Annotated in this window: 14 protein-coding genes; 13 read left to right on the top strand and 1 reads right to left on the bottom strand. The window is 62.8% G+C overall.

Annotated elements, in window-relative coordinates; all coding sequences use genetic code 11:
• Positions 1 to 19 precede the first annotated feature (19 nt).
• The 11 genes from BLV61_RS13310 to gspM are packed head-to-tail and all read left to right on the top strand — an operon-like array spanning position 20 to position 9,411.
• Entirely contained in the window at positions 20 to 550 is a 531-nt protein-coding gene (locus BLV61_RS13310; RefSeq protein WP_047536488.1) for a type II secretion system protein N, read from the top strand.
• 8 nt (positions 551 to 558) lie between these two features.
• The gene (gene gspD, locus BLV61_RS13305) at positions 559 to 2,484 is read left to right on the top strand and encodes a type II secretion system secretin GspD (protein WP_090465616.1); all 1,926 of its coding nucleotides are present in this window, start codon (positions 559 to 561) and stop codon (positions 2,482 to 2,484) included.
• A complete protein-coding gene (gspE, locus tag BLV61_RS13300) occupies positions 2,481 to 3,962 on the top strand; it encodes a type II secretion system ATPase GspE (RefSeq protein ID WP_090465613.1) in 1,482 nt (493 codons plus the stop codon). The genes gspD and gspE overlap by 4 nt, the downstream gene beginning before the upstream one ends.
• Positions 3,963 to 3,965: 3 nt before the next feature.
• Positions 3,966 to 5,174 carry a type II secretion system inner membrane protein GspF gene (gene gspF, locus BLV61_RS13295; RefSeq protein ID WP_090465612.1) on the top strand — a complete coding sequence of 403 codons (1,209 nt, stop codon included), beginning with the start codon at positions 3,966 to 3,968 and terminating at the stop codon, positions 5,172 to 5,174.
• Between the two features lie 2 nt (positions 5,175 to 5,176).
• On the top strand, positions 5,177 to 5,626 hold the full coding sequence (gene gspG, locus BLV61_RS13290; RefSeq protein WP_090465609.1) for a type II secretion system major pseudopilin GspG: 450 nt from the start codon (positions 5,177 to 5,179) through the stop codon (positions 5,624 to 5,626).
• 3 nt (positions 5,627 to 5,629) lie between these two features.
• Positions 5,630 to 6,097: a type II secretion system minor pseudopilin GspH gene (gene gspH / locus BLV61_RS13285; protein WP_090465606.1), complete on the top strand. Its 468-nt coding sequence runs from the start codon at positions 5,630 to 5,632 to the stop codon at positions 6,095 to 6,097.
• Positions 6,090 to 6,473, top strand: a complete 384-nt coding sequence (gene gspI / locus BLV61_RS13280; protein ID WP_090465603.1) for a type II secretion system minor pseudopilin GspI — start codon at positions 6,090 to 6,092, stop codon at positions 6,471 to 6,473. The genes gspH and gspI overlap by 8 nt, the downstream gene beginning before the upstream one ends.
• Entirely contained in the window at positions 6,466 to 7,008 is a 543-nt protein-coding gene (locus tag BLV61_RS13275) for a type II secretion system protein GspJ (RefSeq protein WP_047536501.1), read from the top strand. Before gspI ends, BLV61_RS13275 begins: the two co-directional genes overlap by 8 nt.
• Entirely contained in the window at positions 7,005 to 7,853 is an 849-nt protein-coding gene (locus tag BLV61_RS13270) for a type II secretion system protein GspK (RefSeq protein WP_047536503.1), read from the top strand. Before BLV61_RS13275 ends, BLV61_RS13270 begins: the two co-directional genes overlap by 4 nt.
• Positions 7,850 to 8,956 carry a type II secretion system protein GspL gene (gspL, locus tag BLV61_RS13265; protein WP_047536505.1) on the top strand — a complete coding sequence of 369 codons (1,107 nt, stop codon included), beginning with the start codon at positions 7,850 to 7,852 and terminating at the stop codon, positions 8,954 to 8,956. The genes BLV61_RS13270 and gspL overlap by 4 nt, the downstream gene beginning before the upstream one ends.
• Positions 8,953 to 9,411, top strand: coding sequence for a type II secretion system protein GspM (gspM, locus tag BLV61_RS13260; protein ID WP_047536507.1), 459 nt, complete (start codon positions 8,953 to 8,955; stop codon positions 9,409 to 9,411). Before gspL ends, gspM begins: the two co-directional genes overlap by 4 nt.
• Here the strand turns inward: gspM and BLV61_RS13255 are convergent.
• Positions 9,404 to 10,684: an MFS transporter gene (locus BLV61_RS13255; RefSeq protein ID WP_047536509.1), complete on the bottom strand. Its 1,281-nt coding sequence runs from the start codon at positions 10,682 to 10,684 to the stop codon at positions 9,404 to 9,406. The two genes, gspM and BLV61_RS13255, sit on opposite strands and share 8 nt — an antisense overlap.
• 120 nt (positions 10,685 to 10,804) lie before the next feature.
• On the opposite strand from BLV61_RS13255, the gene BLV61_RS13250 reads away from it, so the two are divergent.
• Both BLV61_RS13250 and BLV61_RS13245 read left to right on the top strand, forming a co-directional pair.
• Entirely contained in the window at positions 10,805 to 11,707 is a 903-nt protein-coding gene (locus tag BLV61_RS13250) for a LysR family transcriptional regulator (RefSeq protein ID WP_090465600.1), read from the top strand.
• A 482-nt stretch (positions 11,708 to 12,189) separates the two neighbouring features.
• Entirely contained in the window at positions 12,190 to 12,453 is a 264-nt protein-coding gene (locus tag BLV61_RS13245) for a DUF6124 family protein (RefSeq protein ID WP_047536513.1), read from the top strand.
• Positions 12,454 to 12,520 lie beyond the last annotated feature (67 nt).

Here is a 12,520-nt window from a genome sequence, read left to right as displayed (position 1 = left end):
AGTCGTGACGTTTTCACTGATGACGGTTACCCGTTTCGGCTTACGCCTGCGCAACGTTGGCCTGCTGCTTTTGCCGGTGGGCTACAGCGTGTTTCTGGCGTGGCAGGAGTGGCGCTTTCGTGAATTCTTCGTTCGGCCCCCCCTGACAGTGACCACTGTAACGGCTGCCCCCGCCACCCTCCGTGACGCTCTCGATGCCACGGCAGTGGCCACCGTGCTTGGCCTGACGACACAAACCGCGCTGCTTGCCAGTGCCGAACCGCTGACCTTGCAAGCGAGCTTTGTCGTCAGCAGCGGTTTATCCCGTGCCTTGCTGACCGATGCCCAAGGCTCGCGCATGTATCAAGTGGGCGAGCGCCTGCCCGGTGGCAGTGTTCTGCGCCGCGTCGAGGCCAATCAAGTGGTGTTGTGGAACAAGGGACGAGAGGAGCGATTGACGCTGCAACCACCTGTCGCGCGTTTCCTGCGCCCAGTCGAATCCCCCGTCGATGCACGACCTCCCGTTATTTCTACGCGTTATCTACGCCCGATTATCGGGCCGTCAGAGTGATCAAACCCATGAACAGCTTCACTGGCGCGCAAGCCTTGCGTTCCATGTTTCTCATTGTCGTCCTGGCGATCGTGCCTCTTCCCGGCGCACTTCAGGCCGCGGAAGAAAAGTGGCAGTTGGCGATGAACAACGCCGAGCTGCGCGACATCGTCGAAGAGATCTCCTCCATTCTCGGCACCACCGTGGTGCTTGATCCCAGGGTTTCCGGGCGTATCACGGTGATGTCCCGGCAGGCCCTCGACCGTGAGGGCGTTCGCCGGCTGTTTTACGCCGTGTTGGATGCCCACAACTTCACGGTGATCGACGAGGGTGACCGGATCCTGATCACGCCTGTGACCGACGCCAAGACCCGCGCCAGCGGCTCGGCGCAAAATGCCACGGCCTCGCAATTCGTCACCCGGGTCATTGAGCTCAACACCAGCAGCGCCAACGATATTGCCGGTCTGGTCCGGCCTTTGGTGTCGGTCAACGGCTATGTCGGGCCTTCGGCGTCGGCCAATGCGCTGGTGATCACGGACACGACCGCCAATGTGCAACGAATTACCCAAGTGGTGCGGCAACTGGATGCCGGAAAGAACAGCCTGCATGCGGTGGTTCAACTGCGTCATGCCCAGGCCAGCGACGTGGCTCCGGTGATGGAGGCCTCTCTGGGCAAACGGACTGCCGATACGCCAATCCAGGTGCTGGCGGATACCCGAACCAATCGTCTGATTCTCATTGGCCCGGCCGCCGTCCGCCAACGCTTGGCCGGCCTGGCCCGTCGTCTCGACATCCCTGCCACCGAGTTGCCTGACAACGCCCGGGTGATCCGCCTGCGCCACAGCGATGCCAGGCAATTGGCGGAGATTCTGGAAACCATGGGCCAGGGCCGCAAAGCTGCACCGACCCTGAGCGGCAGCAAGGAAACGGCCTCCGGTGCGACATTCATGATCAAGGCCGATGAAAGCCAGAACGCGTTGGTGCTGATCGCCGAGCCAGCGCAGGTCAGGACCATCGAAAGCATCGTGCGTCAGTTGGATCAGCCGCGAGCGCAGGTGTTGATCCATGCGGCCATCGTCGAAATTTCCGGCGACATCGCCGAAGCCGTGGGTGTGCAGTGGGGCCTGAACACCGGTGACGCCAAAGGCTTCATCAACTTCCCCGGCACCGACATTCCCATTGTCGGCGGCCTGACGTTCGACGAGAAAAAATCGGCGCCCGAAGGTGCGCTGTTGCGTCTGGGAAGCGACCGTTTCGGCGCATTGATTTCGGCGCTGGCCAGCAACACCCGCAGCAACCTGCTGTCCACGCCGAGCCTGTTGACGCTGGACAACCAGGAAGCGGAAATCATCGTCGGCCAGAACGTGCCGTTCAAAACCGGTTCCTACGCCACCAACAGCAGCGGCGCGGATAACCCGTTCACCACGGTCGAGCGCAAGGACGTGGGCATCAGCCTGAAGATCAAGCCGTACATCAATGAAGGCTCGACCTTGCGCCTGGAGGTCGAGCAGGAAGTCTCGGACATCGCGCCCTCGATATCGGGCATCGACTCTTCGGACCTGATCACCAACAAACGAGCGCTCAAGAGCACCATCCTCGCCGACGACGGCGAAATCATCGTGATTGGCGGCCTGATCCGCGACAGCGTGCGCACCCAGAAAAGCGGTGTGCCGCTGCTGCGCGACATTCCCTACCTCGGCGCGCTGTTTCGCTGGAACCGCGATACCCAGACCAAAAGCAACCTGATGGTGTTCTTGCGGCCGACCATCGTGCGCAGCAAGGAAGACCTGGTCGAGGTCAGCCGGCAGCGTTACAACGCGCTGCATGACTTGAGTCAGAGCGGGGCGCGGGGCAACAACTCGTTGCTGCTGCCCGCCGATGCGCGTCAGTTGTTCGAACCGGGTTCCGATGCGCCGCTGTTCGATCTGCGCAAGCCAGCGACGAGTGCGCCATGACCGCCGTGAGCGATGTCTGCGAGCCGCTGCCGTTCGGGTTTGCCCGGCGTTTCGGTGTCTTGCTGGAGCGTGACGGTGACGAGTGGGGGCTGGCGCTGCGCGCCGATACGTCGCTCACCGCGCTGGCCGAAGCACGGCGGATATGCGGTCGGGAACTGCCGCTGCGGCTGTTGCCAGCGCCGGTATTTGCCGCACGTCTGGCAGCGGCGTACCGCGAAGGTCAGAGCGCGGCGGAACAGGTCGCTCAAGGGCTGGATGAGGACCTGGACTTGCTCAGTCTGGTGGATCAGGTGCCGCAAACCGCCGACTTGCTGGAACAGCAGGGCGATGCGCCGATCATTCGCCTGATCAACGCGCTGCTCAGCGAAGCCGTGCGCGAACAGGCCTCGGATGTGCACCTGGAAACCTTCGAGCAGTACCTGTCGGTGCGCATGCGCGTCGATGGGCAATTGCGCGAAATGCTCCGGCCACGGCGTGAACTGGCGACGCTGCTGGTGTCGCGGATCAAGGTCATGGCGCGGCTGGATATCGCTGAAAAGCGCGTGCCCCAGGATGGCCGCATGGCCCTGCGCCTGGCCGGGCATGAAGTGGATGTGCGGGTCTCGACCCTGCCATCGGCGCACGGTGAACGAGTGGTATTGCGCCTGCTCGACAAACAGGCCGGGCGCCTCGAATTGCAGCGCTTGGGCATGCCGGACGGGACCCTGGCGGACCTGCGCGAACTGCTCGGCAAACCCCACGGCATCCTGCTGGTCACCGGGCCGACGGGCTCCGGCAAGACCACCAGTCTGTACGCGGCGTTGAGCAGCCTGAACGACCAGACGCGCAACATCCTCACCGTCGAAGACCCCATCGAATATCACCTGCCGGGTGTCGGCCAGATGCCGGTCAATCCGAAGGTGGACATGACCTTTGCCCGCGGTTTGCGGGCGATTCTGCGTCAGGACCCGGACGTGGTGATGGTCGGCGAAATCCGTGATCGCGAGACGGCGGAAATCGCCGTGCAGGCCTCGCTCACCGGTCATCTCGTGCTCTCGACCTTGCACACCAACAGCGCGGTCGGCGCGGTCACGCGGCTGGTGGACATGGGCGTCGATGCCTATCTGCTGGCGTCGTCGCTGGTGGGCATTCTGGCCCAACGCCTGCTGCGCACCCTGTGTCCGCATTGCAAGGCGCCTTACAGCGCTGATGCAGCCACCCGCCAGCGGCTGGGGTATGACGCGACGACGCCATTGCAACTGTTCCGGGCGGTAGGTTGTGAACAGTGCCAGCACGGTTATCGCGGGCGCATCGGCATCTACGAATTGATCAGTGTGACGCCGGCCATTTCTGCGCTGATTCATCAGGGGGGCAGCGAACAGGCGTTGCTCAGCGAGGCGCGCAAAGCATCGCACAGCCTGTTTCAGGACGGTCGACAGCGGGTGATCGACGGCCTGACCAGCCTTGACGAGTTACTGCGTGTGACTCGGGAGGACTAAGGCATGCCGACATTCGACTACCGCGCCGACGACGCCCAGGGCCGCCGCTGCAAAGGCCGGCTTGAGGCTGACAGCCCTCGACATGCCCGGCAGCTGTTACGCGAGCGCGGCTTGTGGCCCCGTGACGTGAGCGAGATCCGGGTGACTGCCGGCACCAAGACCTCGTTTGGTACCGGTCGTTTGAGTGCCGCCGATCTGGCATTGCTGACACTGCAGCTGTCTACCTTGGTCCAGGCCGGTCTGCCGCTGGAGGAAGCCCTCGATGCAGTGGCCAAACAGAGTGCCAAACGTCGGGTTGCCAGCCTGATATCGGCCGTCAGAAGCCGAGTGATGGAGGGCCATGCGCTGGCCACGGCCTTGGCCCGGTTCCCCAAGGCCTTCCCCGAACTGTTCCGCGCCACGGTCGCCGCGGGTGAGCGCTCCGGTCATCTGGGCCATGTGCTGGAGCAACTGGCTGCGTATACCCAGGCGCGTCAGGCCTCGCGGCAAAAGATCCAGATGGCCTTGGTCTACCCGGCGATTCTGATGCTGGCCAGCGTGGTGATCGTCGGTTTTCTGCTCGGTTACGTGGTGCCGGACGTGGTGAAGATTTTTGTCGACAGCGGTCAGGCACTGCCGTGGCTGACCCGAGCGCTGATCAGTGCCAGTGACGGACTGCGCAGCCATGGCCTGATGTTGCTCGGCGTGATCGCGATGGTGGTGGGTGTCTGGCGCTGGAGCCTGCGTCAGCCAGTCTGGCGGCTGCGCTGGCATCGCCTGATGCTGAACCTGCCGGTGATCGGCGAAGTGCTGCGGGCGATGGAGGCCGCGCGGTTCGCCAGCACCCTGGCCATCCTCGGCAAAAGTGCGGTGCCGCTGGTCGACGCCCTGGAAATCGCCGCCGCCGTCATCGGCAACCTGACTATTCGCGCACGCATGGCCGACGTGGCCCGCTCGGTCCGCGAAGGCGGGACTCTGACCCGTGGCCTGGAACAGAGCGGCGACATCCCGCCGATGATGCTGCACATGATCGCCAGTGGCGAACGGGCCGGCGAACTCGACCGCATGCTGGCCCGCGCCGCCGAACAACAGGAAAGCAGCCTGGCGGCGCGCATCGCCCTGGTGGTCAGCCTGTTCGAACCGGCCATGCTCGTGCTGATGGGTGGCGTCGTGCTGCTCATTGTGCTGGCCATCTTGCTCCCGATTCTCAGCCTCAACCAATTGGTGAATTGACCTTGAACGCCCTACATCGCAGAACATCCCAGCGCGGTTTTACCCTGATCGAAATCATGGTGGTGGTGGTCATCATCGGCATTCTCGGGGCCATCGTGGTGCCGCAGTTCATGAGCCGCCCCGACCAGGCCAAAGTCACCGCCGCCAAAGTCGATATCCAGGCCATTGCCACGGCCCTGGAAATGTATCGCCTCGACAACTTCCAGTACCCCTCGACCCAGCAGGGCCTGGAGGCCTTGGTCAAGCGTCCGTCCGGGCAGCCGGCGGCACGAAACTGGAACCCTCAGGGCTACTTGAAAAGTCTGCCCGTCGATCCGTGGAGCACGCCCTATCAGTACCTCAACCCGGGCGTGAAATCGGCCAATGGCGGCTATGACTTGTACTCCCTGGGTTCCGACGGCGTGGTCGGTGGCGAAGGGCACGCGGCTGACATCGGCAACTGGGGTGGTTGAACCATGCCAAGTCGCTGCAGGGGGTTTACCTTGCTGGAATTAATGATCGTGATCGTGTTAATCGGCGTGCTGGTGGGCATGGTGAGTTTCGCCACCGGCATGAACCCGGCGCGTCAGGCCAGGCAGGAAGCGGTTGCGCTCGCGGGCATGATTGGACAGCTACGCCAGCAGGCGGTGCTCGAAAGCCAGGAGCATGGTGTGCGCCTGAGTACCGACGGCTACCGGGCGATGCGGCTCGGTGTGCGCGGCTGGGAACCCGTGTCGTCGTTTCATCGATGGCCCGACCATCTGCGCCTGCGCCTGAAACACGACGGTTATTCCGTGAGCCTCGGCGCCGACGAAGGCCCTCCGCAATTGCTGATGCTCAGCAGCGATGAAACCAGCACCTTCACCCTGACGTTCGAGACCCGTGGCAGGGACTGGTTGAGCCTGTCCAGCGACGGTATCAGTGAGGTGGTGATCGATGGCTAGGCCGTCGATCCTGCCTCGCATGGACGGATTCACCCTGCTGGAAATCATGGTGGCGCTGGCGATATTCGCCACCCTGGCGACGGCTGTATTGTCCGCGAGCCAATACGTCGTGAAGCAGGCGGCAGTGGTCGAAGAGCGACTGATCGCGGCCTGGGTGGCGGACAACGCGTTGGCCGAATGGCACCTGCAATCCACGCCGGCCATAGGGCCGCAGCAACGGCTTGTGCACATGGATCGGCGTGACTGGGTCGTGCGTCAGCGCGCCCGCAACGGCAGCGACCCGCGTCTGCTCGAAGTCGATGTCGAGGTCAGCCTTGCCGGTCGCGAGCAGGTGCTGCACCGCGCCAGTGGCTGGATACTCAATCGCCATGAATAGGCAGGCCGGGTTCACCTTGCTGGAGTTGGTGATCGCCTTGGCGATCTTCGCCCTGTTGGGGCTGGCCAGCTGGACGCTGTTCGACGGAGTGGTGCGTGTTCAGCGCAGCACCATGACCCACGAAGGTGAATTCAGGCGTCTGCAACGCGCCGTGGCGGTGATCGAGCGCGATCTGCTGCACGTCACCGAACAGCCGATCATGCTGGGGCAAACGCAGCTGCAATTGCAGCGTGGCAACTGGCGCAACCCACTGGATCAAGCCCGCAGTGAACGCCAAGCGCTGACCTATCGCCTCGACAACGGCGTGTTGTGGCGTGACAGTCGAGCCGAAGGCACGCAGATCGAGCAGCGGCAAAAACTGCTCGAGGATGTCCGGCACTTGAGCTGGCGCCTGTTCGATCGCCAGGCCGGTTGGCGCAGCGATTGGCCGACCGGCCAGGCGGTCGATGCCCCGCTGGCGCTGGAAGTGCAACTGTCGACAGGTCGTTTCGAGTCGATTCGGCGGGTGCTGTTGTTGCCGGGGGCCTGGCCATGAAGACGAGCCAGCGAGGCATGGCCTTGATCAGCGTGTTGCTGGTCATGAGCCTTGCCCTGGTGATCATCGGCGGGGTGCTGCGCAGCCATCGGCTGTTGCTGCAGAGCAGCGCTCAGCAGTTGCAGCAGATGCACTTGAAGCAACTCGCCCTGGCCAATGAAACCTGGACGTTGCTGCGGTTGCAGGACGCCGGGCAAACGGCAGGGAGCCCGGTCGATCTGACTCAGGATTGGGCAACAGTCCGTGGTTACGAGGTTGAAGACACGCAAGTACGGGTCGCGGTCGAGGACCTGGCCGGACGTTTCAACGTCAATGCCCTGTTGATTCAGGGTCAGATTGATCAGGTCACGCTCAATCGCTGGCATCGCCTGCTGGCGTTGCTCGAATTGCCCGCACTGCCATTGGCGCCGGTGGGCGCGTTGCGAGAAACGAGTCAACTGCGCCTGCTGCCGGGTGTCGACGGTGAACGGCTGCGTCGGCTGGAGCCTTGGGTCGCAACGTTGCCCAAAGAAGCCGCGCTGAACATCAATACGGCCCCGGAAGTAGTCTTGCGTTCAATCGACGGCCTCGACGCGGCAACGGTAACCGCGTTGCTGCGCCAGCGCTCGACAACGTCTTGGCCGAGCGTTCAGGCCTTCACCCAAGACCCGATGCTTGAGGGGCTGGGCTTGAGCAGCCACGGCCTGGGCATCGATAGCCGCTGGTACCGGATCACGGTCCAGGTGACCCAGGGGCAAAGCCGTTTGCGCCTGGCCACCGATGTCGAACGCGATCCTAAAACACGCCAACTGAAGATCCTGCAACGGCGTGTGCTGCCGTCGAATTCCCACGAGATAAACCCATGAAAACCTGGCTCTACCTGACGGCCGAAGGCCTGGCCACGCCGTCGCTCGACTGGCCCTGTTGTGTGTGGTCGTCGACCGGCCAACGACGTCTTATGCCGCTGATCCAGGCGGCGCCGGGACTGAAGGGGCAGGCCGTCGACCTGTTGTTGCCCATGGAACTCTGCAGTTGGGTACGCAGTGAGCCCTGGCCCGCCAGACGCCGACCCGCTGCACAAACCATCGCCTTCGCCGTTGAAGATCAACTGGGTGAATCACTGGAAAAACTGCACCTGAGCGTCGGCACTCGCGACCCGCAAGGGCGTTATCCGGTGATGGTGATCAATCGCGAACGCTTCACCGCCGTGCTTCAGCTGTTGAAGGAGGCGGGCATCGAAGTGCGTTCGGTCTTCGTCGATGCCGATCGGTTGCCACGGGACCAGACGCTCGGCGTCTGGTGGTTCGGCCGCTGGATGCTCGGCGGTGGTTTGTCCGCTCGTCTGACGTTGGCGGAGGATGGACTGACACTGCTCAAACCGGGGCTGCCCATCGATATTCAGTGGCGTGACGAGCGACAGGAGAGGGCCGATGCGGATCAATGGCTGACCCAGGCGTCGCCACAGGCCATCAATCTGCTGCACGGTGATTTTGCCCGGCAGCGCAAGCGTCTGCCCTGGCGTCTGGGTGGGTTGGCCATGGCCATGCTGTTGGCGCTGAACTGGGGCGCCAGTGAAGCGCGAATCCACTTTCTCGACAGCCAGGGCCGTGAGCTCCACAGCCGCAACGAACAGCAGTTCAAGGCGCTTTACCCGGAACAGACACGCATCGTCGATCTGGCGGCGCAACTCGGCGCCCTGCAAATCCAGGGCGCGGAGCCACAGGCCAGCCGTATCGCCGGCCTGGTCAATCTGGTCGAGCAAGTCATTGGGGCCAGTCCGGTCGAAGTCCAGCGCATCGAGTTTCGCCAGGGTGACGGCTGGAAAATCCAGCTGACCGCCAACAGCTTTGCCGAGCTTGAGTTGCTGCGCGAGCGTGGGCGGCAACAGGGAACGCCCGTGCGCATCGACAACGCGAGCAAGAACCAAAACGGTGTCCAGGCAACCCTGACCGTGGAGCAAGAGGCATGAAGCCACACGAGCTTAAAGCAGCGACGTTACGACGCTGGGCGCGTCTGTCCATTCGAGAGCAGAGGCTGCTAGGGGGGCTGAGTGTGTTTGTCCTGAGTGTCGCGGCGTTCAGTCTGCTCTGGCAACCGACGCAACAACGACTGATGACGGCCGAGCGTCAGTATCAACAGCAGCTGGCGCTGGCGGCCCGACTGCAACAGGCGCGACCTTCCAGCCATCGGCCAACACCGGTCGATCAGCCCCTGTCGTTGCGCATCAGCGAAAGCGCAGCCACCGCAGGGCTTGAGTTGCAGCAGATGGACAGCGACAACGACCTGCTGCGCCTGACCGTCCGTGGTGAAGCCATGACATTGCTGCCATGGCTGGACCGCATCGAACGTGACGGTATTGCGCTGCAGTCGCTGACCCTGGAAAAGCGCGACGCCGTGCTGGAGGCGCGAATGGTGCTCAGATAGTCGCGCCGGTGCCCGGCAACGGCGGCAACTTCGCCAGTTTCAGCGCGACCAGCAGCGCCACCAACAGCAGCCCGCCGATGAATAAACCGATACCGTTCCAGCCGCCCAGGTGCCAGAACACCCCGCCCGCCGTGCCGGCAATGCTCGAACCGGCGTAGTAGCTGAACAGGTACAGCGACGATGCCTGGCCCTTGGCCTTGGTGGCGCGGCGGCCGATCCAGCTGCTGGCCACGGAGTGGGCGGCGAAGAAACCGAAAGTGAACACCAGCATGCCGAAGATCACCAGCGGCAGCGCTGTGAACATCGTCAGGGCAAGACCGGCGAGCATCAGCACGATGGTGCTCCAGAGCACCTTGCGCCGGCCGAGTTTGTCGGCCAGCGAGCCGATTTTCGCCGAACTGTAGATACCCGACAGGTACACCACCGACAGCAGCCCGACGAAGGCTTGCTCCATGTGGTACGGCTCGGCCAGCAGCCGATAGCCGATGTAGTTGAACAGCGTGACGAACGCGCCCATCAACACGAAGGCTTCGAGAAACAGCAGCGGCAGGCCAGCGTCGCGAAAGTGCATGGTGAAGCCATCGAGCAGGCTGCGCGGGTGCAACGAGCGGGCGCGGAAGTTGCGCGATTCCGGGAGGATTTTCCAGAACACCGCCGCCGCAATCAGTGCCAGGCCACCGATCACCAGCATTGCCGTGTGCCAACTGACGAAGTCGATCAACACCCCGGTAATCAGTCGCCCGCTCATCCCGCCGATGGCGTTGCCGCCGATGTACAGGCCCATCGCCAGGCCGATGTGATGCGGGTGAATTTCTTCGCTCAGATAGGTCATGGCCACCGCCGCCAGGCCACTCAGCGACAAACCGATCAGCGCGCGCATCAGCAGCACCCCGTGCCAGCTCGGCATCATCGAACTGGCGATGGTGCACAGTGCGGCGGCGAACAACGCCGCGACCATCACCGGTTTGCGCCCGACGCGATCTGACAGGGGACCGGTGATCAACAGGCCGATAGCGAGCATGCCAGTGGCCACCGACAGGATCAGGCTGCTTTGCGCCGCGTTGATCGAATACTCGTGGGACAACAGCGGCATCATCGGCTGCACGCAGTACAGCAGGGCAAAGGTCGCGAAGCCACCGCAGAACAGCGCCAGCACCGTGCGCATGAACGCCGGCGTGCCTTTTTCGATGTAGATCTCCTTGAGTTCAGCGACGACATCGTCCTGTACGGCAGGTGGAACTTCATGGGCAAGTGGGGCGACAGCAGTTTTCACGTTGGACCTCGGGAGGGGCGCAGCCGGTCAGGCAATGAAAAAAGCATATAGCTGGCTAATGATTCAATCCAATATATTGTTCGACCTGTTTGATAGCTTTTACGACCTAATGGAAATCCCATGGAATTGCGTCATCTGCGCTACTTCATCGCCGTTGCCGAAGAACTGCATTTTGGCCGCGCCGCCCAAGTGCTGGGCATCTCGCAGCCACCGCTGAGCCAGCAGATTCAGGCGCTGGAACAGGAGGTCGGAGCGCGGTTGTTCGAACGTACCAATCGTCGGGTCGAGCTGAGCGAGGCGGGTCGACTGTTTCTCGAAGAGGCTCGGCTGGTGCTGGCCCAAGTCGACAAAGCGGCAGATGTCGCCCGCCGGGCCCAGCTCGGTGAGTTGGGTGAATTGAAGATCGGTTTCACCTCGTCGGCACCGTTCAACTCGACCATTCCCCAGGCGATTTTCTCGTTTCGCCAGCGTTTCCCGGCGGTGCACCTGAACCTGAGGGAAATGAGCAGCACCCAAGTGGCCGATGCGCTGGTGGACGAATCGATCGAGGTCGGCATCATGCGGCCATTGGGCCTGCCGGACTCCCTCAGCGTGGTGGAGTTGATGCGCGAGCCGCTGGTGGCGGTGCTCAGCTCCAAGCACCCGTTGGTCAAGGACAGTGAAGAGGGATTGTTCCTGTCGGCCCTGGCTCTGGAGCCTTTCGTATTTTTCCCGCGCAGTTACGGCAGTGGCCTGTACGCACAACTCCTCAGCCTGGCCCGCGACGCCGGCTTCAGCCCGCACTTCGCCCAAGAGGCCGGCGAGGCGATGACCATCATCGGTTTGGTGGCGGCGGGTTTGGGGGTGTCGGTGTTGCCGGCGTCCTACCAGCGGATGCGCATTGATGGCGTGGTCTATCGACCCTTGCTCGACCCGGCGGCGGTGTCGGCGGTGTGGCTGGTGCAACGCAAGGATCAGAAATCGCCGATGGCGAGAGCGTTTGTGGAGTTGTTGACGAGGAAGGTTGAGCCGCTGAAGCCGTGACGGTGTGAACACAATATTCCCTGTAGGAGCGAGCTTGCTCGCGATGGACTAAAGAACACCGCGTGCATCCAGGAAGCACGTGTCATCGTTAAGGACCATCGCGAGCAAGCTCGCTCCTACAGATCAGAGTTTTCGCCGCTGCCCGTGGGACATTTCTGAACTACCCAGGATAGGCTACAGCGCCTTGCGACGTTGCCTGCAACTACCCCAGAATCCGCCGGCTTGTGCGCTTCGGGGGCCATCGTTAACTTGATCGGCGTCACTGATGGTCAGTGATCGGGTTTAGTAGCCCGTTCCGAAGTAAGCGCATTAGCGCTCCTGATAGGCAGGTATTCCCGTACCTGCCCTTGATGGCAGCCGTGCGCAGGGCGTCTTCGGGCGCGCCGGGGTACATCGGCCGGTCTACTAACCTGCGTACAGCTGCCACCCTTTTGATAAGTCGCGATGAGGTGTCGGCCCGATCTGCTACAGGACGCTTAATCATGACCGATTCAGAAAATTCAGCGGACACCGGTCCGCACGCGCCACACCGGCCGAGCAGCATCTTCCTCATCGACCCCGATATCGACAACCACACCCTGCTGGAACACGCCTGTGTGTCCCTGGCCTCCGCCAACGTGATGGCCATGGATTTCGCCAGGTACCTGAAGGGGTCGCAGAGCGACACCTTGGTGGGGATCCAGCAATTGATCATGCTGGGCGAGCTGGCGGTCAATCGGGTGCTGAATACACTCGATCCGCCCTAACCATTGTAGGAGCGAGCTTGCTCCGGGCGGCGTGCCGACGATGGACGTCAACGATAGCGCGCGGTGC

It is taken from the genome of Pseudomonas mohnii, assembly GCF_900105115.1.
Taxonomy (GTDB): Bacteria; Pseudomonadota; Gammaproteobacteria; order Pseudomonadales; family Pseudomonadaceae; genus Aquipseudomonas; species Aquipseudomonas mohnii.
Note: the sequence above shows the minus strand (reverse complement) of the source record. Positions and strands in the feature narration are given on the sequence as shown.